Raw genomic sequence first — 23,048 nt, forward strand, 5'->3', positions numbered from 1 at the left:
CCTCCGGGCCCTCCGGAGGGAATTCTTAGCACATCATGCTGTGCATTTCCCTCCTGACGCTTAAGAGTTCTCTTAAACCCACGTTGTCCCGGTCAACAGCCCTGATTTTGATCCTTTATCTTATTGGCGAAGCGTTTATTGCGCTGCAAAATTGCTACCAATTGCAACAAAGGAGGAAGTCCCGTGAATAAATCAATGTTGGCGGGTATAGGGATTGGCGTCGCAGCTGCGTTAGGTGTGGCTGCCGTTGCCAGTCTGAACGTACTTGATCGTGGCCCGCAGTATGCGCAGGTGGTTTCCGCTACACCGATCAAAGAGACGGTCAAGACGCCTCGTCAGGAGTGCCGTAATGTTTCTGTCACCCACCGTCGTCCGGTTCAGGATGAAAACCGTATCGCTGGCTCCGTGCTGGGCGCGGTTGCTGGTGGGGTGATTGGTCATCAGTTTGGTGGCGGCCGTGGTAAGGATGTCGCGACGGTGGTTGGTGCGCTGGGTGGCGGTTATGCCGGTAACCAGGTACAGGGCGCGATGCAGGAAAATGATACCTACACCACAACGCAGCAGCGCTGTAAAACCGTGTATGACAAGTCTGAAAAAATGTTGGGCTACGACGTAACCTACAAAATTGGCGATCAGCAGGGCAAAATCCGCATGGATAAAGATCCTGGCACGCAGATCCCTCTCGACAGCAACGGTCAGCTGATACTGAATAACAAAGTGTAAAAAAGATGTTCTCTGAACTTAGCTCCTCATGCGCTCAGGCTGAGGAGCTTTTTTTTTGCGTCAGAGTTTAAGAAGTTCAGGCCACAGGCGCAGCGTTGTTTGCGTAATCCCCTGCAATTTTTCCAGCGTCGCGCCTTCACGGGCGCTGATGGACATCCCCTGTAAAATACAGCTCAGATACTGGGAAAGCTCCTGCGGACGGCAATGCGCCGGTATTTCGCCGCGCTGCTGACGCTGAGCCAGAAACGTGCTGAGCGTCTCCTCCTGCATCGCATGTCGCGATTTGACCGTGTTGGCAATCTCTTTAGACGATGCCGCGAGGGTCGCGGAGGTGTTGATCATAAAACAGCCCGCAGGCGTGTCCTTGCTGGTATAGCAGGTCGCGATTGCCGTGAAATAATCCTGCAATGCCTGCTCAACCGTTTTTTCTTCGCAGAACAGCTGGGCTTCATGTTTTGCCGCGAAGCGCGCGATGTATCTGTCCAGAACGGCCCGGAATAAGCCTTCTTTGTTGGTGAACTCTGCGTACAGGGTAGGGGCTTTCGCGCCCGTTGCTTCCACGAGATCGGAAAGCGACGTGGCTTCATACCCATGCTGCCAGAAGAGCGTCATGGCCTTATCGAGCGCCGCATCCCTGTCGAACACTTTTGGTCGGCCACGGCTTTTCTTCGCGCAACGCGTGACATCGGTTGTCATGTGCCGTTGGTCCTCTGTTGTTTTGTTGAATAGTCATTATAAAAATAAACGTCTGCAACGACCAGCGGTGATTTCTGAAAAATAATTTAATTTTATCTTTATGAAATATAAGGCAAATGAAATTAATTTAACGACCATTATAAAAATGGGTTGACGTGTGACCTGGATCACATCTATCATTTACCTATCGATCGTTAACTAAATAACTAACGACCACTACATCATCTGCCTAAAGGTATAAAATCATGAAAAACGTTAAAACCCTCATCGCTGCCGCCGTTCTGAGTTCACTCTCTTTCGCAAGCTTCGCTGCTGTTGAAGTGCAATCCACGCCAGCAGACCAGCAGAAAGTCGGTACCATCTCTGCCACTGCCGGGACTAATCTGGGCTCTCTGGAAGATCAGCTGGCACAAAAAGCTGACGAAATGGGTGCGAAATCATTCCGCATCACCTCTGTGACCGGTCCTAACACCCTGCACGGTACCGCTGTTATCTACAAATAAGCGTAACGCAACCCTCCGTTATGCCACTGCAATAAAAAACGCCCTGCTGATGCAGGGCGTTTGTCGTTATTACTGCTTTACATTGATTGCTGAGCAACCTCATGATGCCGCGTGACATCGGTTGGCATCCCCGAGCGCGCTTCCATCGCCCGCTCCATCACCGCGCCATCGGTATTGGCATTCGTTTTAAAGCTCACCATCGAGGCATTTAGATTAATCGGCAGCGTCTGCGGATCGTCATTGATGTTTTTCGATAGCGGCTGGTGGATCTCAACCAGACGGACGCCACCCGGCTCTTCAGACACTTTAATCGGCGTATTAATGATATTCACTTTCGTGCCAGGGGCGATCACGCGGTAGAGCGTTTTGATATCGTCATCGCGCAGGCGAATGCAGCCGGAGCTGACGCGCATCCCGATCCCGAAATCCGCATTCGTTCCGTGCAGAAGATAAACCCCACCGTATGCCGCCAGGCGAATCGCATGGTGCCCCATCGGATTATCCGGGCCAGCAGGCACCACGGCAGGCAGGTCGATACCTTGAGCTTTATAACGGGCGCGAATGTTTGCCGTCGGGGTCCAGGTTGGATTAGCGCGCTTATCAGAGACGGTGGTGACCATGGTAGGCGTGAGCGTATCGCCCCCCAACTGACCAATACCGATAGGGTAGACGGTCACTTCGTTCTTGCCCGGCGGGTAGTAATACAGACGCAGCTCGGCGAGGTTAATCACAATGCCCTGACGCGGCGCGTCCGGCAGGATGGTTTGCAGCGGAATCGTCAGTACGCTGCCTGCCCGGGGCACGTATGGATCTACGCCCGGGTTGGCCTGCAACAGCGCCAGGAACCCGACGTTATATTTTTTGGCAATCGCTTCCAGCGAACCGCCATCGTTTTCAACCACGTGAAAGCGGTTTTCACCTACGACGTTGCTGCCGGCAGGCGGAAGAGGCCAGGTATTTGCGCGAGCAGGGAGCGCGACGGCAACCGTCGCGGCCAGCGCAAACAGAGTTAACCAGCGGGTAAAACGCGAAGAAATCATCATTATCATAATCCATACAAATTATAAGGTTATTGTTTTTTAAGTCGTTAATGATAATTATGGCGAATGTATAGTCGGGAAGTTCGGGCGAAGTGCAAAGAGTTTGTAAATTGTCCCCCCGCCAGCCGGGCGCTGGCGGGGGATACCGTTATGCGATGGCGTTCTCTTCCAGCTGACGCATAAAGTTACGCACCCAGTCCATGCGGGTTTTACGTTCCGTCAGATCCTGAGTGAATTTCAGACGCGTCGGGCCATCAAGACGGAAATGCTGCGGCTGTTTTTGCAGGAGGCCAATCAGCCACATCGGATCGACGTGGTTCTTCTCGGCAAACTCAATGACGCCGCCTTTCTCATTGCCTTCAAGCTTGCGAATGCCCAGCTTCTGCGCCTGCTGACGCAGGCGGGCAATATCCAGCAGGTTGCGCGCCGCATCGGGCAATATCCCAAAACGGTCAATCAGTTCGACTTTGATCTCTTCCAGCTCGCCTTCGCTTTTCGCGCTGGCAATGCGTTTGTAGAACGACAGACGGGTATTCACGTCAGGAATAAAATCATCCGGCAGCAGAGAAGGCATGCGCAGTTCCACTTCGGTCTGCTGGCTGGTGAGATCTTCCAGAGACGGTTCACGTCCGGCTTTAAGCGCGTCGACGGCATTTTCCAGCAGCTCCATATACAGCGAGAAACCGATGGTTTCCATGGAGCCGCTCTGGTCTTCACCCAGCAGCTCACCGGCGCCGCGGATCTCCAGGTCGTGGGTCGCCAGCGCAAAGCCAGCACCCAGATCTTCCAGCGAGGCGATAGCTTCCAGACGCTTTTGCGCGTCGGTGGTCATCGCCTTCGGATGCGGCGTCAGCAGCCAGGCGTAGGCCTGATGGTGCGAGCGCCCGACGCGCCCGCGCAGCTGGTGCAGCTGGGCCAGGCCGAAGTGATCCGCACGTTCGATAATGATGGTGTTCGCCGTTGGAATGTCGATCCCGGTCTCAATGATGGTGGTACACACCAGCACGTTGAAACGCTGGTGGTGGAAATCGTTCATCACCCGCTCCAGCTCGCGCTCGCGCATCTGGCCGTGACCAATGGCGATGCGCGCTTCCGGTACCAGCTCTGCCAACCTGTCGGCGGCTTTCTGAATATTTTCAACGTCGTTATACAGGTAATACACCTGGCCGCCGCGCAGCACTTCGCGCAGGATCGCCTCGCGCACCACCAGATTGTCGTACTCGCGAACAAAGGTTTTCACCGCCAGACGGCGCGCCGGTGGGGTGGCGATTATCGACAGATCGCGCATGCCGCTCATCGCCATGTTCAGGGTGCGCGGGATCGGCGTTGCGGTCAGGGTCAGAATGTCGACGTCGGCGCGCATCGCTTTGATGCGCTCTTTATGGCGCACCCCGAAGCGGTGCTCTTCATCCACGATCAGCAGCCCCAGATCTTTCCACTTCACGTCGCTTTGCAGCAGCTTGTGAGTGCCGATCAGAATATCAATTTTGCCTTCGCTTGCCTGTTCCAGGATTTGCGTCTGCTCTTTGGCGCTGCGAAAACGCGACAGCATCTCAATGCGCACCGGCCAGTTGGCGAAGCGGTCGCGGAAGTTGTCGAAGTGCTGCTGGGCGAGGAGGGTAGTCGGCACCAGCACCGCCACCTGCTTGTTGTTTTCCACCGCCAGGAAGGCGGCACGCATCGCCACTTCGGTTTTGCCGAAGCCCACGTCACCGCAGACCAAGCGGTCCATGGCCAGCGGCTGGCACATGTCGCTCAGCACGGCGTTAATGGCCTGGGCCTGATCCGGCGTAGTTTCAAACGGGAAGCTGTCGCAGAACAGCTGATACTGCTCTTTATCATGCTTAAACGCATAGCCCTCTTTGGCCGCACGCTGGGCGTAAATATCCAGCAGCTCGGCGGCCACGTCGCGCACTTTTTCCGCTGCCTTCTGGCGCGCACGCGCCCAGGCATCGCCGCCCAGCTTATGCAGCGGCGCGTTGTCTTCCGCGCCCCCGGCGTAGCGACTGATCAGGTGCAGGGACGACACCGGCACGTACAGTTTGGCGTCGTTGGCGTAGGTCAGCATCAGGTATTCACCTTTGATGCCGCCTGCTTCGAGGGTGGTCATCCCCTGATAGCGACCCACCCCGTGTTCCAGGTGAACGATCGGCTGACCGGGGTGCAGTTCGGCCAGGTTACGGATCAGGGTGTCCGGGTTGATGGTGCGACGGCTGTCCTGACGACGGCGCGCGACGCGCTCGCCCAGCAGGTCGCTTTCACAAATCAACGCCAGGTTATTGAGCGTATCAATGAATCCGTGCTCGGCGGCGCCGATCATCAGGTAACGGCCATTTCCGGTCGCTTCGCTCAGGCGAAGAATGCGCTTCGGCGCAACTTTGATCCGTCCCAGCAGTTCGCCCAGCGCTTCACGGCGACCCTCACTTTCAACGGAGAAGACCACCGGCCCGGTGAAGGACTCAAGAAACTTGCGCAGATTATCAAGGGGGGATTTCTGCTGCGCCTGGACGGCCAGATCAGGCAGCGTCCGGAACGCGAGATTGGTGTTCGCCGCCTTCTCGGCAAGCGCGTCGGTTTTGAGCTGCATGCGCGGCCAGCGTTTCAGCTCGGCGTTGAGCTCGTCGGTACGTAGCCACAGCATTTCCCGCGGCAGCAGCGGACGCATCGGGTCAACGCCCCGGTTTTCAAAGCGGGCGCGCGTTTCGCTTTCAAAGCGGCTGGCACTGGCGTCGATATCCCCGGTGTTAACAATCAGCGTATTCGCCGGGAAGTAGCTGAACAGCGCCGGCAGCGGTTCGTTAAAGAACAGGGGCTGCCAGTACTCGATCCCGGCCGGAAGGGTGCCCTTGCTGACTTGCTGGTAGATATGTTCGGCATCGCGCTTCACGTCGAACCTGTCGCGCCACTGGCTGCGGAACAGCTCGATGGCGGTTTTATCCGTCGGGAACTCATGGGCGGGCAGTAGGTTAATGGAGTCCACTTCCTCCAGCGTGCGCTGGGTGTCAGCGTCGAACACGCGCAGGCTGTCGATCTCATCATCAAAGAAATCCAGACGATATGGCCGATCGCTGCCCATCGGATAGAGATCCAGCAGCGCACCGCGCGTCGCATATTCGCCGTGCTCCATCACCTGGTCGACATGTCGATAGCCGGCTCCGTCCAGCTGCACGCGCAGGGCATCGCGCGACAGGCGTTGGCCTTTTTTCATCACCAGCGCATGGCCGTGCAAATAGCTGTGCGGACAGACGCGCTGCATCAGGGTGTTCACCGGTACAATCAGCACGCCGCGCTGCATGGTGGGAAGCTGATACAGCGTCGACAGGCGCGAAGAGATGATCTCCTGGTGCGGAGAAAAACTGTCGTAGGGAAGCGTTTCCCAGTCGGCCAGGCTGAACACCAGGCTATCGGTGAACTGACGAATTTCGTCGTGCAGGCGCAGGGCGTTTTGCATGTCCGGGGCAACCAGCACCACCGGCCCTGGATGCCGCTCAGCAATTTCCGCCACCAGGGTGGCGCAGGCCGCGCCCGTGAGTTCGCCCAGCTGGCGCTGGTCGCCCGCTTTGACAGGCAAGGAGTAACGATAGTGTTCAGGCATGGCTATGTCAGAGTCTCTTGGGGATATACCAACAGTATTGGGGCATATCACTGATACGCAATGTCTTTATTATCCTCGATCGTTTTACATAAGCAAATCGTAACCGCACAAGAGGGAAAGTGCCCCCGGATGGGTAGAGGGTTCCTCAGTAATTTGAAAGCAGAAGCAATAACGTTGTCTTCAGACTAACTGAGGGCTTTCAGCGATGCCCTGGTCCGGCTGTAAATCGCTGAGGCGTTTCCTGAAGGCCGGGGCGAGGCGCAGGGATGCGCCGAGAGGGCGTGGCCTGCATGGATGCAGGCTCATGCCCGACCCGATAGCCGGAAGGAATAAGCCGAGGGTATCGCGAAGCGACGATTTACCGCCGGGAGCCCGGGTTGCCAGGGTGGTGGCGAATGAGCCACCCTGGCACGTTCACCGCTCGTGCGGTTATAGAATAGCAAGGAATATAAGGTGAACGGAACGAGCACCACAGCTGTATGTTCACCCTCACCCCAGCCCTCTCCCATAGGGAGAGGGAGCCGTCTGTGCAGGCCTTATTTTGTAGCCCGTATGGGACAGGGTTAGTTAGCGGGTCGTGGGCACGGGCGAAAACCGCGCGGGAGGGGAGAAGAAAAGATCGCCAAAGAGGGCGGTCGAGAGCTTACGTGCCCCCAGCCCAACCAGCGTGCAGACGAGCAGGCTGATAAATGGATAAACCAGAATCAGCGTTAACTCCGCCCAGATCGGCCAGTACGCCGCATTCATTTCGCGGATCAGGAGCAGGCTAAATGCCTCGATTAAAATGCGGTGGGTGGTATATATCGCGATGGTGTTTGAACCGATGACGTTCAGCAGATTATTGGGATGAACGGCATAACGCTGCTCGAAGCTGTAAAAGAGCTTCATGATAACCACGATTGACAGCAGAGAGAGCGGCAGAGGGACATTAGCGAACCACAGCACCACCGACACCGCACCAGAGGCGATGAGGATCAGCCAGCTGCGGCGCAAATTCATCCCTTTCATCCACGCCATCAACTGTGCGCCATACCATGCGCCGAGGCTGTAGTAGACCATGTTGCGCACCACGCTGTTCATTCCCCACCACGGTAACGGCAGGAAGTTGATGGCGATGCTTGCCAGCGCCAGAAGCCCCAGCATCGGCAGTTTCCAGCGGCTCAGCAGCTTACAGAGCGTAAAGTAGACCACTAAGGCGTACAAATACCACAGGCTAGTGCTGGCCGTGAGCATTCCCCGTACAAACCCTGAAACGGAATCGGCGTAGGCCGCATTGGATGCTGTCGCCAGCTCTCGCTCGGGGGCGAGCCAGGCATTCAGATGAGTCAGCGCCTGCCATTGCAGGACGCCCCACAGGGCCAAAACCCAGACAATGCCCCAGATCCGCTTGTCGAGACTGGTGCGCCAGTTCACCTCGTCAATATATCGACGGATCAAATAGCCGGAGATAAAGAAAAACACCGGCATACGGAACGGGGCAAGGTAAAGATTAAAGTAGACCCAGCATTTGGCGAGCAGGCCCGATAACGGATGCTGTAGCCCGTCCAGGTGAGGATAAAAAGTGATCACCGAGTGGTAAATCACCACCAGGCAGATGCACAGACCTTTTATCTGGTTAATCCATAATGCTTTTTGTTTCATTGTGCGTGACGACCTTGTTGCCATAACCGAAAGGACGATTGTTGTAAAATGAAACCCTGATGTAACGGGTAACAGTCTGTATCAGGACGATTTTCGGAAAAGGTGGAGGCTGTCTGGTGGAAGTTCAGTCAGTAGCATGATGATTTATCTGAATTTTTCGGAAAAATGATTACCGAATCTTACGGTTTCAGTCATTTACGCTTAGCGGATTCGCTTATATACTCGTGGGTCTGCTATCAGCAAACAGACGGATTTCATGTATCAACCTGTCGCACTCTTTATAGGCTTACGTTACATGCGTGGGCGCGCCGCGGACCGCTTCGTTCGCTTTGTCTCCTGGCTTTCGACTATTGGCATTACGCTTGGCGTGATGGCACTGGTGACGGTGCTTTCCGTCATGAACGGCTTCGAGCGCGAGCTGCAAAACAATATCCTGGGGCTGATGCCGCAGGCCGTTCTCTCTTCCACTCAGGGTTCCGTTAATCCGCAACAGCTGCCGGAAAGCGCGGTGAAGTTACAGGGTGTCACGCGCGTTGCGCCGCTCACGACGGGCGATGTGGTGCTGCAAAGCGCCCGTAGCGTGGCGGTCGGGGTGATGCTGGGTATCGATCCGGCGCAAAAAGATCCGCTGACGCCGTTCCTGGTCAATGTGAAACAAACCGACCTGGAAGCGGGTAAATACAACGTCATCCTCGGCGAGCAGCTTGCCGGGCAGCTCGGGGTCAACCGTGGCGATCAGCTGCGCGTGATGGTGCCGTCAGCCAGTCAGTTTACGCCGATGGGGCGTCTGCCAAGCCAGCGCCTGTTCAACGTGATTGGCACGTTTGCGGCGAACAGCGAAGTCGATGGTTACCAGATGCTGGTTAACATTCAGGACGCCTCGCGTCTGATGCGCTACCCGGCGGGAAATATCACCGGCTGGCGTCTGTGGCTTGATGCGCCACTGAAGGTGGATACCCTTAGCCAGCAGACGCTACCGGAAGGGACGAAATGGCAGGACTGGCGCGACCGGAAGGGCGAACTGTTCCAGGCCGTGCGCATGGAGAAAAACATGATGGGGCTGCTGCTGAGCCTGATCGTGGCCGTTGCCGCGTTTAATATCATCACCTCGCTCGGGCTGATGGTGATGGAGAAGCAAGGCGAAGTCGCCATTCTGCAAACTCAGGGGCTGACTCCGCGCCAGATCATGGCGGTATTTATGGTCCAGGGCGCCAGCGCCGGCATCATCGGCGCGCTGCTCGGCGCGGCGCTGGGGGCGCTGCTCGCCAGCCAGCTCAACAATCTCATGCCGATTATTGGCGCGCTGCTTGATGGCGCGGCGCTGCCGGTGGCTATCGAGCCGCTCCAGGTGGTCGGTATTGCGCTGGCCGCGATGGCCATTGCGCTGCTCTCTACGCTTTATCCTTCCTGGCGGGCTGCCGCCACTCAACCCGCTGAGGCTTTACGTTATGAATAAGATCCTGTTGCAGTGCGACAACCTGTCCAAACGCTATCAGGAAGGCACTGTGCAGACCGACGTGTTGCACAATGTGAGTTTTAGCGTGGGTGAAGGCGAGATGATGGCGATTGTCGGCAGCTCCGGTTCCGGTAAAAGTACGTTGCTGCATCTGCTTGGCGGGCTGGACACGCCAACCGAAGGCGATGTGATCTTCTCCGGGCAGCCGCTGAGTAAAATGTCGTCTACGGCGAAAGCCGAGCTGCGTAACCGCGAGCTGGGCTTTATCTATCAGTTCCACCATCTGCTGCCGGACTTTACGGCGCTGGAAAACGTCGCAATGCCGCTGCTGATTGGTAAAAAGAAACCCGCGGAAATTAATGCCCGCGCCAGCGACATGCTAAAAGCGGTAGGGCTGGGTCATCGCGGGAATCACCGTCCGTCTGAGCTTTCCGGCGGTGAGCGTCAGCGTGTGGCCATCGCCCGTGCGCTGGTCAACAACCCGCGCCTGGTGCTGGCGGATGAACCGACAGGTAACCTCGATGCGCGTAACGCAGACAGCATTTTCCAGCTTCTCGGCGAACTGAACGCCGCACAGGGAACCGCGTTTCTGGTGGTCACCCACGATTTACAACTGGCTAAGCGGATGGGGCGTCAGCTGGAAATGCGTGACGGTCGTCTGAATGCTGAACTGACGCTGATGGGAGCGGAGTAATGGCTTCACCGTTATCGTTACTCATCGGGTTACGCTTTAGCCGCGGTCGTCGCCGGAGCGGGATGGTATCCCTTATCTCCGTGATCTCCACCATCGGTATCGCCCTGGGCGTGGCGGTGTTGATCGTGGGCTTAAGCGCCATGAACGGCTTTGAGCGTGAACTGAATAACCGCATTCTGGCCGTTGTCCCCCACGGTGAAATCGAGCCGGCTAACCAGCCGTGGTCCAACTGGCGTGATGCCCTTAACAAAGTGGAAAAGGTGCCCGGCATTGCGGCGGCTGCACCTTACATCAACTTTACCGGGCTGGTAGAGAGCGGGGTAAACCTGCGCGCCATTCAGGTGAAAGGGGTAAATCCTCGTCAGGAAGAGCGTCTGAGTGCGCTGCCGCGCTATGTGCAAAATGGCGCATGGGCAAACTTTAAGGCTGGCGAGCAGCAGATCATCATGGGCAAAGGCGTTGCCGATGCGCTGAAGGTGAAGCAGGGCGACTGGGTCTCGATCATGATCCCGAACGCCAGCGCTGATCACAAATTGCAGCAGCCTAAGCGCGTACGTCTGCACGTCACCGGTATTTTGCAGCTGAGCGGCCAGCTCGATCACAGCTTCGCGATGGTGCCGCTGGAAGATGCGCGCCAGTATCTGGATATGAGCGACAGCGTGACGGGCATTGCCATTAAGGTTAACGACGTCTTCAACGCCAATAAACTGGTGCGTGACGCTGGCAGCGTGACCAATAACTATGTCTACATCAAAAGCTGGATCGGCACTTACGGGTATATGTACCGTGATATCCAGATGATCCGCGCGATTATGTATCTGGCGATGGTGCTGGTGATTGGGGTGGCGTGTTTTAATATCGTCTCGACGCTGGTCATGGCCGTTAAGGATAAGAGCGGCGACATCGCCGTGCTGCGTACCTTAGGGGCGAAAGACGGTCTTATTCGCGCCATCTTCGTCTGGTACGGTTTGCTGGCGGGGCTGTTTGGCAGCCTCTGCGGCGTGGCGATCGGCGTGGTGGTTTCCCTTCAGCTGACGCCGATTATCAACGGGATTGAAGCGCTTATTGGCCATCAGTTCCTTTCAGGCGATATCTATTTTATTGACTTCCTGCCGTCTGAACTGCACTGGCTGGACGTTATTTATGTGCTGGTTACAGCACTTTTACTGAGTCTGCTGGCAAGCTGGTATCCGGCGCGTCGCGCAAGCCGAATTGATCCGGCGAGGGTATTAAGTGGCCAGTAATTTCGTCATGGTTTAGCGGTCTTTTGGCCGCTGAATCAAACAGAGGAATGCATCATGTATTACGGATTTGATATTGGCGGCACCAAGATTGCGCTCGGCGTGTTCGATAAAGACCTTAAGCTACAATGGGAAACCCGCGTACCCACGCCGCGCGAAAGCTACGATGAATTTTTAACCGCCATTGCCGCGCTGGTGGCGCAAGCGGATGAACGCTTTGGCGTCATAGGCAGCGTCGGCATTGGTATTCCGGGTATGCCCGAAACCGACGATGGCACGCTGTATGCCGCCAACGTTCCTGCCGCCAGCGGCAAACCGCTGCGTGCCGATCTCTCTGCTCTCCTTGAGCGCGACGTGCGCTTAGACAACGATGCCAACTGTTTTGCTCTCTCAGAGGCCTGGGACGACGAGTTTCGTCGCTATCCGCTGGTGATGGGTTTGATTCTCGGAACCGGTGTGGGGGGCGGGATAGTCATTAACGGTAAGCCCATTACCGGGCGCAGCTACATTACCGGCGAATTTGGTCATATCCGTCTGCCGGTGGATGCGCTGGATGTTGTCGGACGTGATTTCCCGTTGATCCGCTGCGGTTGTGGTCAGCACGGCTGTATTGAGAGTTACCTTTCAGGCCGTGGGTTTGCATGGCTTTATGAACACTTCTATCATCAGAAACATGACGCCCCCCAAATCATTACCCTGTGGGAACAAGGGGATGCGCAGGCGCGAGAGCACGTTGAACGCTATCTCGACCTGCTGGCCGTGTGCCTGGGGAATATCCTGACCATCGTCGACCCGGATCTGCTGGTGATCGGGGGAGGGCTGTCAAATTTCACTGCGATTACGGAACAGTTGTCCGGGCGTCTGCCCCGACATTTATTGCCGGTCGCCCGCGTGCCGCGCATTGAGCGTGCGCGACACGGGGACGCAGGAGGCATGCGCGGAGCCGCATTCCTTCATCTCACCGATTAGTTTACGAGGTTATTATGCTGTCGCGTCGCCAGGGTCGACTCAGCCGTTTTCGCAAAAATAAACGCCGCTTACGTGAACGCCTGCGTCAGCGGATCTTTTTCAGAGACAGGATGATGCCAGAAGCGATGGATAAACCCAGAGTGGTGGTGTTGACCGGGGCGGGGATCTCCGCCGAATCCGGTATTCAGACCTTCCGCGCGGCGGACGGACTGTGGGAAGAACACCGAGTTGAAGATGTGGCGACGCCGGAAGGTTTCGCCCGCGACCCGGCGCTGGTGCAGGCGTTCTACAACGCCCGCCGTCGCCAGCTTCAGCAGCCGGAGATTGCGCCGAATGCGGCGCACCTGGCGCTGGCAAAGCTGGAGGAAGCGCTGGGGGATCGTTTTCTGCTGGTCACGCAGAACATCGACAATCTTCACGAAAGGGCCGGAAACCACAACATCATCCACATGCACGGCGAACTGCTCAAGGTGCGGTGCGCATGGAGTGGTCAGGTGCTGGACTGGAAAGAGGACGTGCTGGACGAAGACCGCTGCCATTGCTGTCAGTTCCCTTCGCGTCTGCGTCCGCATGTGGTCTGGTTTGGCGAAATGCCGCTGGGAATGGATGAGATCTACAGCGCCCTGGCCATGGCGGACGTCTTTATCGCCATTGGCACTTCGGGACATGTCTATCCGGCGGCAGGATTTGTTCACGAAGCGCGACTGCAAGGTGCCCATACGGTGGAGCTTAATCTGGAGCCAAGCCAGGTCGGGAGCGAGTTTGAAGAGAAACATTACGGTCTGGCGAGCGAGGTGGTGCCAGCCTTTGTGGATAAACTCCTGAAGGGGCTGTAAGAGTAACGGGCGACATTGCGTCGCCCGTTATGCATTAACGGCCTGCTTTTAGCTTCTGATAATACTCTTCATACAGGCGGCTCGCGTCACCGACGTCGTTCTGCCATTCCCCTTTGCTGATGGTTTCAGCGTCCGGATAAAGCGATTTATCATTTGCCACTTCAGGGCTTAACAGCTTCCGCGCGGCCAGGTTTGGCGTCGGGTAGCCGATGGTTTCCGCCACCTCTTTTGCCACATCCGGGCGCAGCAGGAAATTGATCAGCTTCAGGGCGCCCTCGACGTTTTTCGCATTCGCCGGGATCGCGAGGCTGTCCATCCAGAAGATGCCGCCCTCCTTCGGCCAGACCACCTCCAGCGGCGTCCCGGCCTGACGCGCCACAAACGCAGAGCCGTTCCAGACCATACCCAGATTCACTTCACCTTCCATATACGGGTTAGCCGGGTTATCCGAGTTGAACGCCGCCACGTTTGGCATCAGCTTTTTCAGTTCGTTATACGCCGCTTCGATCTCTTTCGGATCGGTGGTGTTACCGGAATAGCCGAGTTTACGCAGCGCAACCTGGAACACTTCGCGCGCATCGTCGGTTAACAGCAGGCTGCTTTTGTATTCCGGCTTCCACAGGTCAGCCCAGGATGAAACCGTTTTTGGATCAATGGCATCGCTGTTGACGCCAATTGCCGTCGCGCCCCAGATGTACGGAATGGAGTAGTCGTTGTTCGGGTCGAACGGCTTGTTTAGCATCTCAGGATCGAGGTTTGAAAAATTGGTTAGCTTCGTTTTGTCGATCTTCTGGATCATGCCTTCTTTGCGCATCTTGTCGACGAAATAGGTCGACGGCACCACCAGGTCATACGCGCCATCTTTATAGGTTTTGAGCTTGGCGTACATGGTTTCATTCGACTCGTAGGTCGAATAGATCACCTTGATGCCCGTCTCTTTGGTGAACTGCTCCAGCAGGCCCGGCGGCACATACTCGGTCCAGTTGTAGAAATAGAGCGTTTTGCTGTCATCAGCATGCGCGGCGCCCATTCCGAGCACCAGTGCCGCAGCGGCAAGCATTTTTTTCATTTCTGTGTCCCCTGAGATTTTGTTTTATCACGAGCAATAACCTGGCTGGCAATTACCAGAACCAGCGATAACACCAACAGAATAGTCGCCAGCGCGTTCACTTCGGGTGAAACACCGACTTTAACCATTGAGTAGATCTTCAACGGCAGAATTTCATAGCTCGGCCCGGTGACGAAGGAGGACACGACCACGTCGTCCATCGACAGGGTAAAGCTGAGCAGCCATCCTGCTGCCACGGCGGGCATCGCCAGCGGCAGAATGATTTTGCGCAGAATGGTCATCTCGCTCGCACCCAGATCTTTCGCCGCTTCCAGCATGCGTACGTCGAACCCTTTCAGACGCGCGTAGACGGTTACCACCACAAACGGCAGACAGAAGGTGATATGCGAGAACAGCAGCGACCAGAAACCGAGCTGGACGCCCAGCAGCATAAACAGCACCAGCAGTGAAATGGCCATCACGATATCCGGGGACATCATCACCACAAACAGCATGCCACTGACGAACGGCTTACCGCGAAAACGGTAGCGGTACAGCGCCACGGCGGTCAGTGAGCCAATCAGCGTCGCGAAGGTGGCAGAGAATACCGCCATCGTCAGCGAGTGCTGAGCGGCCTGTAGCAGGCTGTCATTGTTCATCAGCAGGCCATACCATTTGGTGGTAAACCCTTGCCAGTTGATCCCGAAGCGTGAGCTGTTAAAGGAGTTCACGATCAAAATGATTATCGGAATATAGAGATACGCATAAATGGCGGTCATAAAACCGCCGCGAAGCAGTCGACCGATCATTCCAGCTCCACCTTCTTATTCAGCAGGCGTGATGCACGCCAGTAAACCAGCAGCATCAGTCCCATCACCACCGTCAGCGTTATGCTGGTGGCCGAGCCGAACGGCCAGTCGCGGATATTCAGGAACTGACTCTTAATCACGTTACCGATCAGCAGGTTTTTCGCCCCGCCCATCAGGTCCGATACGTAGAACAGGCCCATCGCAGGCAGCATGACCAGCAGACAGCCGGCGATAATACCCGGCATGGTCAGCGGAATAATGATGCGGACAAAGGTTTGTAACTTACTGGCGCCCAGGTCTTTCGCCGCTTCCAGCAGCGGCTTATCGAGCTTTTCAATGCTGGAGTAGAGCGGCATCACCATAAACGGCAGCAGGATATAGACCAGGCCGACAATTACCGCGCCCGGGGTGAACATGATGCGGATCGGCGTCTCGATCACCCCCAGCCACAGCAGGAACTCGTTCAGATAACCTTTGGTGCTGAGAAAGATTTTCAGCCCGTAGATGCGGATTAACGAGTTGGTCCAGAAGGGTACAATCAGTAAAAACAGCAGCAGCGGCCGCACTTTTTGCGGCAGGCGGGCCAGGAACCAGGCGAATGGATACCCCAGCACCAGACAGGCGAGGGTGGCAATCAGCGCCATATTGAGCGAGTGCAGCAGCACGTCAAAATAGAGCGGATCGAGCAGGCGCGCGTAGTTGTCCAGCGTAAAGACCATCGTCACGAAGTTCGCGTCGTCGCGGGTCAGGAAGCTGGTCACGATGATCATCAGGTTGGGAAGAAAGACAAACAACACAAGCCAACCGACGATCGTGGCAATCACCACATTCTGGAACTTACTTGTGTTCTTCATCAGCCAGTACAACCTCCCAGCTTTCTACCCAGTTGATGACCATTTTCTGATCCAGCGAATGGTCGAAGTCCGGATCGTCCTCGTTAAAGAACTCGCTGACCATCACCATTTTGCCGTTTTCCAGTTCCACAACGGATTCGAGGGTCATCCCTTTGTAGTTGCGTTCGCGAACGTAACCGATCAGACCTTCGACGTCAGCCGTGTCGTGGATCTCATCAACGCGGAGATCTTCCGGGCGCAGCAGGACGTTGAGCTTTTGACCCTTCTCGACGGCAAAGTTGACGGTAATATTGCATTCGCGGCCTTCCACATTTGCGCGAACGCGCCGATCGTCCAGATGCTCGATCACCGTGGCGTTAAAGATATTGATTTCGCCAATAAAGCTGGCGACGAACAGGTTTTTCGGCTCTTCGTAAATTTCACGCGGGGTGCCATCCTGCTCAATCTTGCCGTCGCGCATCACCACGATACGGTCTGACATGGTCAGGGCTTCTTCCTGATCGTGCGTGACAAACACGAACGTGATGCCGAGCTTACGCTGAAGCGCTTTCAGCTCGTTCTGCATCTGCTTGCGCAGCTTGTAGTCCAGCGCAGAGAGGGATTCATCCAGCAGGAGCAGGCGAGGTTTGTTGACCACGGCGCGGGCAATGGCCACACGCTGCTGCTGACCACCGGAAAGTTGATGCGGCTTGCGCTGGGCGAACGCCTCCAGCTGTACCATGCGCAGGGCTTCGGTAACCCGAGGTGGGATCTCGCTGGCCGGTGTTTTTTGCATCCGCAGGCCAAACGCCACGTTCTCAAACACGGTCATGTGCGGGAACAGGGCATAGCTCTGAAAGACGGTATTGACGTGGCGATCTTCGGCTGGAACCTGGGTTATGTCCTGGTTCTCAAGATGGATATGGCCGTTATCGACGCTTTCCAGCCCGGCGATAAGGCGCAGGACGGTGGTTTTGCCGCAGCCGGAGGGGCCGAGCAGCGTGAGAAACTCACCGTCATTGATGGTCAGATTAAGGTCGGAAATGACATCTTTGCCATCGAAACTTTTACGAATTCGTTCCAGTTGCACCAGCGGTGAAAGGGAACGGGGTTGTGTATTCAATTTTCGCGCTGTCCCATATAGACGCCTCAGGCAGCAGACTGAAGCGGGGTTTGTGTGTAACCACCTTGGTGACTCGTAATGAGGGCGGACATTCTACGGCAAACCCATTGAATCGCCAATCCTTCTCACTTATTCATAAGCTACATTTATTAACGCACAACGATATAAACGTAAAAAGTTCTCGTTTGCGGGATAAAAGTGACCTGACGCAATATTTGCGTTTTGCTGCTTAATGATAATGTTGTCACAAAAAGTGAGGGTGACTGCATGGATAAACTACTTGAGCGTTTCTTACATTACGTTTCGCTGGATACCCAATCTAAGCCGGGGGTCCGACAGGTGCCAAGCACCGAAGGCCAGTGGAAGCTGCTAAATCTGCTGAAAGAGCAGCTGGAGGCCATGGGGCTGGTTGATGTCACGCTCAGCGAAAAAGGGACCGTGATGGGAACGCTGCCGGCGAATATTGACGGCGATATCCCGGCAATTGGCTTTATTTCTCATGTCGATACCTCACCTGATTTTAGCGGTAAACACGTAAACCCGCAGATTGTTGAAAACTATCGCGGCGGTGATATTGCGCTGGGCATTGGCGACGAAGTGCTGTCGCCGGTGATGTTCCCGGTACTGCATCAGCTGCTGGGGCAGACGTTAATCACCACTGACGGCAAAACCTTGCTGGGGGCCGATGACAAAGCGGGCATCGCCGAGATCATGACGGCGCTGGCGGTGCTGAAGGGCAAAAATATCCCACATGGCGATATCCGCGTGGCCTTCACGCCGGATGAAGAGGTTGGAAAAGGCGCGAAACACTTTGACGTTGAGGCGTTTAACGCGCAGTGGGCCTACACCGTCGACGGTGGCGGCGTGGGTGAACTGGAGTATGAAAACTTTAACGCGGCATCGGTGACGATCAAAATCGTTGGGAACAACGTGCACCCGGGGTCTGCGAAAGGGGTGATGGTGAATGCGCTGTCGCTGGCTGCGCGTATTCATGCGGAAGTGCCCGCCGAAGAGAGCCCGGAGATGACGGAAGGGTATGAGGGTTTTTATCATCTGACCAGCATCAAGGGGACCGTGGACAGCGCGCAGATGCACTATATTGTCCGCGATTTCGACCGCAAAGCCTTTGAAGCACGCAAACGTAAGATGATGGAGATCGCGAAAAAGGTCGGCAAGGGGCTACATCCGGATTGCTATATTGAACTCATCATCGAAGACAGCTATTACAATATGCGCGATAAGGTGATGGAGCATCCGCATATTCTTGATATCGCCCAGCAGGCGATGCGCGATTGTGACATCGAGCCGGTGATGAAACCGATCCGTGGCGGTACCGATGGTTCACAGCTGTCGTTTATGGGCCTGCCGTGCCCGAACCTGTTTACCGGTGGATATAACTACCACGGCAAGCATGAGTTCGTGACGCTGGAAGGGATGGAGAAAGCGGTGCAGGTGATCGTGCGGATAGCGGAGTTAACCGCGAAGCGGTAATGTTTTATGCCGGGTGGCGGCTACGCCTTACCGGGCCTACATTTCGATCGTAGGCCCGGTAAGCGCAGCGCCACCGGGCAATGGGCAAGGAGTGCCAATGTCAAACTACCGCCGCCACTACATCCCCGGTGGGACCTGGTTTTTCACCGTCAATCTGCAAAACCGCCAGAGCGATTTACTTACTCGCCACATCGACAGCCTGCGTTCCGCTACCGCCACGGTTAAGCGTGCGAAGCCCTTTACCATTAACGCCTGGGTTATCCTGCCTGAACATATGCACTGTATCTGGACCCTGCCGGAAGGGGACAGTGACTTTTCAGCGCGCTGGCGCGACATCAAAAAAACGTTTAGCCGCAACATTGAAATGCGCCACGTCTGGCAACCGCGTTTCTGGGAGCACACTATTCGCAATGAGCAGGATTATCGGCGGCATATGGATTACATCTACATCAATCCGCTGAAGCATGGCTATGTCGGGAAAGTCGTCGACTGGCCATATTCAACGTTTCATCGGGACGTGCGGGAAGGGTTATATCCGGCAGACTGGGCGGGTGAGATTGAGGATTTTGCGGCGGGGGAGCGGAAGTAAAACAAAGCCCGGTGGCGCTTCGCTTACCGGGCCTACGGGTGCAATATGTAGGCCGGGTAAGGCGTAGCCGCCACCCGGCAAACATCATGGCTCAGTCCTCAAAAAACCAGTACCCGCTGTTCACCAGCGCGGCCAGCATGGCGAGGAAGGAGGGATCGTCCAGTGCGTCGCCAAAGGTATCCGCAGTCAGCACCATATGGCTGGCAATCGCTTCCAGCGCCGGGCGATGCGGAGAGTCCAGGCGCTCGCCGTTGACGAATACCTCTTCGCCAATGCGTAGTACGCGTAATCCGCCCAGACGAACCAGCTTATCGCCCTGCTGGAGCGCATCATAGATTTCATCTGCCTGATACGGCGGCTCTGGCGGTGCGACGTCCAGTTCGTGACGCGACTGGCTGATAAACTCGCCAAACCACTGTCTGAAGTGCTCCGGTTCATTGATCAGATCCAGCATCATCCCGCGCAGCTTATCCAGCTCCTCTGGCAGAATATCCGCCGGGTGCTCACGCGCCGGAACGTCCGGATCGCTGTAACGGTAGCTGCCCAGCTCACGCTGTAAAACATAGTCAGCAAATCCGCTGATCATCTCGCGCCCGCTTGGCGCGCGGAAACCAACCGAATAGTTCAGCGAGTTTTCCAGGGAATAACCTTCATGCGGGAAGCCCGGTGGGATATAAAGAATGTCACCTGGTTCCAGCTCTTCATCAATGATCCCTTCAAACGGATCAACCTGAAGCAGATCCGGGTGCGGGCAGTGCTGCTTCATTGGCACTTTTTCGCCCACGCGCCAGCGACGGCGACCGGTACCCTGAATGATAAACACGTCGTACTGATCCAGATGCGGACCCACGCCGCCACCGGGAACGGAGAAGGAGATCATCAGATCGTCCATTCGCCAGTCTGGCAGGGCGCGGAAGGGACGCATTAAGGCTGCGGTGGGTTCGTGCCAGTTGTTGACCGCCTGCACCAGTAAAGACCAGTTGTTTTCGCCCAGGTGATCGTAGCTTTCAAAGGGACCGTGGCTGACCTGCCATTTCCCGTCCTGGTGGCTCACCAGACGGCTGTCTACCTCGTTTTCCATCGCCAGACCAGCGAGTTCGTCAGGAGAAATAGGGTCGATAAAATTGCTGATCCCGCGTTTAAGAACGACTGGGCGTTTTTGCCAGTAACGTTCAATAAATTCGGGCCAGTTAAGCGTTAATTGATAATCCATATTTTTGTATTCCGCAGGCTCTTACTGAGACGGATTATAACGGAAGCACCGCCCCCTGACTGCGAGATCCGCGTATTTTTCACATTTCGGGTCAACTATCGTTCGATACGGGATGCTGGCGGCCAAAAATGACTTCCATACGGGCACCGCCCAGCAAACTTTCACCGGTTTCAATCTTGCCCTCGTACTGATCGACGATTTCCCTGGCGACGGATAATCCGACGCCCTGGCCTGGCCGCAGCGTATCGGCGCGCTGGCCGCGATCGAACACCACTTCGCGTTTATTACAGGGAATGCCAGGACCATCATCCTCAACGATAATATGCAGTTCGTTATCCGTTACCCGCGCGGACACCTCGACAAACTCCAGACAATATTTGCAGGCGTTATCGAGCAGGTTTCCCATCACTTCCATAAAGTCATTTTTCTCACCGACAAAGCTAATTTCCGGTGAGATATCCAGACTGATGTTGACCCCTTTACGCTGGTACACCTTGTTCAGCGCAGAGGTGAGGTTATCCAGCAGCGGGGCTACCGGGTGCAGTTCACGGCTCAACAGGGCGCTTCCGGAACGCATGCTCGCGCGGTGCAGGTAATAGCCGATCTGCTGTGAAATACGGCTGATTTGTTCCAGCATCACCGGCTCGGCGTCATCCACGCTCATTTTCGAACTGCGCATGGAACGCAGGGTACTCTGCATCACGGCCAGCGGGGTTTTCAGGCTGTGCGTAAGGTCGGTGAGCGTCGTGCGATACTTGTCGTAGCGTTCACGTTCGCTTTTCAGCAGGCGGTTGAGGTTGCGCACCAGGCTGGTCAGCTCACGCGTGGTCTCCGGGTTTAGCTTCTCGCGGTGATGTTCCTCCAGCTCGCGCACCTCTTTGGCAAGGGATTCAATCGGGCGGAGGCTCCACCACGCAGCAACCCACAGGAGAGGGATCACCAGCAGCAGGTTGGCAGCCAGAACATACACAAACCAGTTCCAGACCATATACGAGCGTTTCAGCTCAACCGGTATGGTATCGATCACCACAATGGTTAACTGCGGCATGTTCAGGGTGGCGGGGTAAAGGTTGATGGCCACAGAGTGGGTCATCTCCGTGTCGTCATCTTCGGCACGGATCTCATTTAGCTTGATCTGTAAGGCGCGATCGTCACGCAGCAGGCTGCTGGTGGAGTTGAGGTCGGCTTCTATTTCATGAAAACCGTTGGTTTTCAGCCATTCCGGACGGATGCGCTTTTTCAACCACGGGACATCGCGCTGGGCCCAAAGCAATTTCCCTTTTTCATCATAGATCAGCGCCAGCGTCGGGCTCTGCTGATTCAGGTTTTCCGGCATCTCGACGGTGATTCGGTTGTTCTCCCACTTCGCCAGGGTATAAAACAGGTTACTTTCGCCGCGAAGCAGGCGGAAGGTGGTTTTATCGAAGCTCACGCTATAACCGACCAACGCCACCATCCCATAAGAGAGCGACAGCACCAGCACGACGGCGGCGGTTGCCAGCAAAAAGCGAACCCGCAGCGAAAGGGGTAAAATGTGGCGCAATATCCCTTTCATTTAGCGTAATTCGAACAGGTAGCCCTGACCACGCACGGTGGTGATCACGTCATGCGGGTACTGCGCCTGAATTTTTTTACGCAGGCGACCCATCAGCACGTCAATGGTGTGGCTTTCGCGCAGCTCGGCATCCGGATAGAGCTGAAGCATCAGGGAATCTTTGCTCACCACTTTACCGTTGTTACGGATCAGCGTTTCCATGATGGTGTATTCGAATGCGGTCAGCTTGATCACTTCATCATTAATAGAAAATTCGCGGCGAGAGAGGTCCACCTGGAACGGCGGCAGAGAGAAAACCTGTGACGCCAGCCCGCTGTTGCGGCGCAGCAGCGCCTGCATACGCGCAGCGACTTCTTCAATATGGAAGGGTTTGGTCACGTAGTCATCCGCGCCAGCGCTCAGGACTTCAACCTTGTCCTGCCAGCCTTCGCGGGCAGTCAGCACCAGTACCGGCAGGGAAACGTCATGGCTACGCCAGCGGCGGATAAGGGACAATCCGTCTTCATCCGGCAGCCCTAAATCGACAATGGCGATGTCCGGCAGGTGTTCATTGAGATAATAATCGGCCTCTTTTGCGTCTTCAGCATCATCCACCTGATGACCCATCTCCTGAAGTTGAACTTTCAGGTGATGGCGTAGCAATGCGTTATCCTCAACAACCAGTACGCGCATCATCACTTCTCCCTTTATAAATGGTATGAATAGTTTAACGCTGATTATTCAGGTTGACACCAGCGCAATGAAATTAAATGATTTTTTTCATGCTCCCGAACACAGGGGGGGATGACGCCAGGCACCTGATTATTAAGTATGTTGACCTGAGCCTGGTTCATATCACCCATCCAACTCACGTAAGCCTCATGCGCCCCCAGCAGGCGCGGGTAATATAAACTGACTTGTTTTCGCAAGCTTTCGCAATCCCGATAAAACAGCCATCCGTTTATGAACTGTTGAAGGCGAGTCGCTTTTTGGACAGCACGGGCACGCCAGTTT

At 55.7% G+C, this 23,048-nt stretch carries 20 protein-coding genes; 9 read left to right on the forward strand and 11 right to left on the reverse strand.

The window, feature by feature from the left end; all coding sequences use genetic code 11:
• The first annotated feature begins 183 nt into the window (after positions 1-183).
• Positions 184-723 (forward strand): glycine zipper 2TM domain-containing protein, encoded by a 540-nt coding sequence (locus tag KTH07_RS05995; protein WP_017384715.1) that lies wholly within the window; start codon positions 184-186, stop codon positions 721-723.
• Positions 724-783: 60 nt separating this feature from the next.
• On the opposite strand, the gene KTH07_RS06000 is transcribed toward KTH07_RS05995, so the two are convergent.
• On the reverse strand, positions 784-1,419 hold the full coding sequence (locus tag KTH07_RS06000; RefSeq protein WP_015570813.1) for a TetR/AcrR family transcriptional regulator: 636 nt from the start codon (positions 1,417-1,419) through the stop codon (positions 784-786).
• Positions 1,420-1,664: 245 nt separating this feature from the next.
• Between KTH07_RS06000 and bhsA the strand changes: the two genes are divergently transcribed.
• A complete protein-coding gene (gene bhsA / locus KTH07_RS06005; RefSeq protein WP_006809234.1) occupies positions 1,665-1,922 on the forward strand; it encodes a multiple stress resistance protein BhsA in 258 nt (85 codons plus the stop codon).
• 77 nt (positions 1,923-1,999) lie between these two features.
• Here bhsA and KTH07_RS06010 read toward each other — a convergent pair whose 3' ends face one another.
• From KTH07_RS06010 to KTH07_RS06020, 3 genes are all read right to left on the reverse strand, one after another.
• The gene (locus KTH07_RS06010) at positions 2,000-2,965 is read right to left on the reverse strand and encodes a L,D-transpeptidase family protein (RefSeq protein WP_023303432.1); all 966 of its coding nucleotides are present in this window, start codon (positions 2,963-2,965) and stop codon (positions 2,000-2,002) included.
• 145 nt (positions 2,966-3,110) lie between these two features.
• Positions 3,111-6,557 (reverse strand): transcription-repair coupling factor, encoded by a 3,447-nt coding sequence (mfd, locus tag KTH07_RS06015; protein WP_032619926.1) that lies wholly within the window; start codon positions 6,555-6,557, stop codon positions 3,111-3,113.
• 567 nt (positions 6,558-7,124) lie between these two features.
• Positions 7,125-8,198: an acyltransferase family protein gene (locus tag KTH07_RS06020; protein ID WP_032619924.1), complete on the reverse strand. Its 1,074-nt coding sequence runs from the start codon at positions 8,196-8,198 to the stop codon at positions 7,125-7,127.
• A gap of 256 nt (positions 8,199-8,454) precedes the next feature.
• Between KTH07_RS06020 and lolC the strand changes: the two genes are divergently transcribed.
• From lolC to cobB, 5 genes are read left to right on the forward strand one after another with little or no spacing between them, the layout of a single operon-like run.
• Positions 8,455-9,654, forward strand: coding sequence for a lipoprotein-releasing ABC transporter permease subunit LolC (gene lolC / locus KTH07_RS06025; protein ID WP_217310897.1), 1,200 nt, complete (start codon positions 8,455-8,457; stop codon positions 9,652-9,654).
• A complete protein-coding gene (gene lolD, locus KTH07_RS06030; RefSeq protein ID WP_015570809.1) occupies positions 9,647-10,348 on the forward strand; it encodes a lipoprotein-releasing ABC transporter ATP-binding protein LolD in 702 nt (233 codons plus the stop codon). Before lolC ends, lolD begins: the two co-directional genes overlap by 8 nt.
• Positions 10,348-11,592, forward strand: coding sequence for a lipoprotein-releasing ABC transporter permease subunit LolE (gene lolE / locus KTH07_RS06035; RefSeq protein WP_032619921.1), 1,245 nt, complete (start codon positions 10,348-10,350; stop codon positions 11,590-11,592). Before lolD ends, lolE begins: the two co-directional genes overlap by 1 nt.
• Before the next feature lie 54 nt (positions 11,593-11,646).
• Positions 11,647-12,558, forward strand: coding sequence for an N-acetylglucosamine kinase (nagK, locus tag KTH07_RS06040; RefSeq protein WP_015570807.1), 912 nt, complete (start codon positions 11,647-11,649; stop codon positions 12,556-12,558).
• Positions 12,559-12,572: 14 nt separating this feature from the next.
• Positions 12,573-13,394 (forward strand): Sir2 family NAD+-dependent deacetylase, encoded by an 822-nt coding sequence (gene cobB, locus KTH07_RS06045; RefSeq protein ID WP_006809226.1) that lies wholly within the window; start codon positions 12,573-12,575, stop codon positions 13,392-13,394.
• Positions 13,395-13,428: 34 nt separating this feature from the next.
• On the opposite strand, the gene potD is transcribed toward cobB, so the two are convergent.
• From potD to potA, 4 genes are read right to left on the reverse strand one after another with little or no spacing between them, the layout of a single operon-like run.
• Positions 13,429-14,463, reverse strand: coding sequence for a spermidine/putrescine ABC transporter substrate-binding protein PotD (potD, locus tag KTH07_RS06050; RefSeq protein ID WP_015570806.1), 1,035 nt, complete (start codon positions 14,461-14,463; stop codon positions 13,429-13,431).
• Positions 14,460-15,251, reverse strand: a complete 792-nt coding sequence (potC, locus tag KTH07_RS06055) for a spermidine/putrescine ABC transporter permease PotC (RefSeq protein ID WP_015570805.1) — start codon at positions 15,249-15,251, stop codon at positions 14,460-14,462. Before potC ends, potD begins: the two co-directional genes overlap by 4 nt.
• Positions 15,248-16,105, reverse strand: a complete 858-nt coding sequence (potB, locus tag KTH07_RS06060) for a spermidine/putrescine ABC transporter permease PotB (protein ID WP_015570804.1) — start codon at positions 16,103-16,105, stop codon at positions 15,248-15,250. The genes potC and potB overlap by 4 nt, the downstream gene beginning before the upstream one ends.
• Positions 16,089-17,237 (reverse strand): spermidine/putrescine ABC transporter ATP-binding protein PotA, encoded by a 1,149-nt coding sequence (gene potA / locus KTH07_RS06065; RefSeq protein WP_162837483.1) that lies wholly within the window; start codon positions 17,235-17,237, stop codon positions 16,089-16,091. The genes potB and potA overlap by 17 nt, the downstream gene beginning before the upstream one ends.
• A 237-nt stretch (positions 17,238-17,474) precedes the next feature.
• Here potA and pepT point away from each other — a divergent pair, with 237 nt between their 5' ends.
• The gene (gene pepT, locus KTH07_RS06070) at positions 17,475-18,698 is read left to right on the forward strand and encodes a peptidase T (RefSeq protein WP_006809220.1); all 1,224 of its coding nucleotides are present in this window, start codon (positions 17,475-17,477) and stop codon (positions 18,696-18,698) included.
• 97 nt (positions 18,699-18,795) lie between these two features.
• Positions 18,796-19,287 (forward strand): transposase, encoded by a 492-nt coding sequence (locus tag KTH07_RS06075; protein WP_023303482.1) that lies wholly within the window; start codon positions 18,796-18,798, stop codon positions 19,285-19,287.
• A 91-nt stretch (positions 19,288-19,378) separates the two neighbouring features.
• On the opposite strand, the gene KTH07_RS06080 is transcribed toward KTH07_RS06075, so the two are convergent.
• From KTH07_RS06080 to phoP, 3 genes are all read right to left on the reverse strand, one after another.
• Positions 19,379-20,500, reverse strand: coding sequence for a cupin domain-containing protein (locus tag KTH07_RS06080; RefSeq protein ID WP_017384706.1), 1,122 nt, complete (start codon positions 20,498-20,500; stop codon positions 19,379-19,381).
• Positions 20,501-20,591: 91 nt separating this feature from the next.
• On the reverse strand, positions 20,592-22,055 hold the full coding sequence (gene phoQ, locus KTH07_RS06085; RefSeq protein WP_032634007.1) for a two-component system sensor histidine kinase PhoQ: 1,464 nt from the start codon (positions 22,053-22,055) through the stop codon (positions 20,592-20,594).
• Complete coding sequence (gene phoP / locus KTH07_RS06090) at positions 22,056-22,727, reverse strand: two-component system response regulator PhoP (protein WP_032620365.1); 672 nt, start codon at positions 22,725-22,727, stop codon at positions 22,056-22,058. It abuts the gene before it with no gap.
• Between the last annotated feature and the right edge of the window lie 321 nt (positions 22,728-23,048).

The sequence above is a fragment of the Enterobacter cloacae complex sp. ECL72 genome, from assembly GCF_019056635.1.
Lineage (GTDB): Bacteria > Pseudomonadota > Gammaproteobacteria > Enterobacterales > Enterobacteriaceae > Enterobacter > Enterobacter hormaechei_C.

Coding starts and splice junctions, on each gene's coding strand:
- lolC (WP_217310897.1), top strand. CDS start 8,455: ATGTATCAACCTGTCGCACTCTTTATAGGCTTACGTTACATGCGTGGG.
- phoP (WP_032620365.1), bottom strand. CDS start 22,727: ATGCGCGTACTGGTTGTTGAGGATAACGCATTGCTACGCCATCACCTG.
- KTH07_RS06080 (WP_017384706.1), bottom strand. CDS start 20,500: ATGGATTATCAATTAACGCTTAACTGGCCCGAATTTATTGAACGTTAC.
- cobB (WP_006809226.1), top strand. CDS start 12,573: ATGCTGTCGCGTCGCCAGGGTCGACTCAGCCGTTTTCGCAAAAATAAA.
- nagK (WP_015570807.1), top strand. CDS start 11,647: ATGTATTACGGATTTGATATTGGCGGCACCAAGATTGCGCTCGGCGTG.
- potB (WP_015570804.1), bottom strand. CDS start 16,105: ATGAAGAACACAAGTAAGTTCCAGAATGTGGTGATTGCCACGATCGTC.
- potD (WP_015570806.1), bottom strand. CDS start 14,463: ATGAAAAAAATGCTTGCCGCTGCGGCACTGGTGCTCGGAATGGGCGCC.
- KTH07_RS06075 (WP_023303482.1), top strand. CDS start 18,796: ATGTCAAACTACCGCCGCCACTACATCCCCGGTGGGACCTGGTTTTTC.
- KTH07_RS06010 (WP_023303432.1), bottom strand. CDS start 2,965: ATGATGATTTCTTCGCGTTTTACCCGCTGGTTAACTCTGTTTGCGCTG.
- KTH07_RS06000 (WP_015570813.1), bottom strand. CDS start 1,419: ATGACAACCGATGTCACGCGTTGCGCGAAGAAAAGCCGTGGCCGACCA.
- phoQ (WP_032634007.1), bottom strand. CDS start 22,055: ATGAAAGGGATATTGCGCCACATTTTACCCCTTTCGCTGCGGGTTCGC.
- bhsA (WP_006809234.1), top strand. CDS start 1,665: ATGAAAAACGTTAAAACCCTCATCGCTGCCGCCGTTCTGAGTTCACTC.
- lolD (WP_015570809.1), top strand. CDS start 9,647: ATGAATAAGATCCTGTTGCAGTGCGACAACCTGTCCAAACGCTATCAG.
- pepT (WP_006809220.1), top strand. CDS start 17,475: ATGGATAAACTACTTGAGCGTTTCTTACATTACGTTTCGCTGGATACC.
- potC (WP_015570805.1), bottom strand. CDS start 15,251: ATGATCGGTCGACTGCTTCGCGGCGGTTTTATGACCGCCATTTATGCG.
- lolE (WP_032619921.1), top strand. CDS start 10,348: ATGGCTTCACCGTTATCGTTACTCATCGGGTTACGCTTTAGCCGCGGT.
- KTH07_RS06020 (WP_032619924.1), bottom strand. CDS start 8,198: ATGAAACAAAAAGCATTATGGATTAACCAGATAAAAGGTCTGTGCATC.
- mfd (WP_032619926.1), bottom strand. CDS start 6,557: ATGCCTGAACACTATCGTTACTCCTTGCCTGTCAAAGCGGGCGACCAG.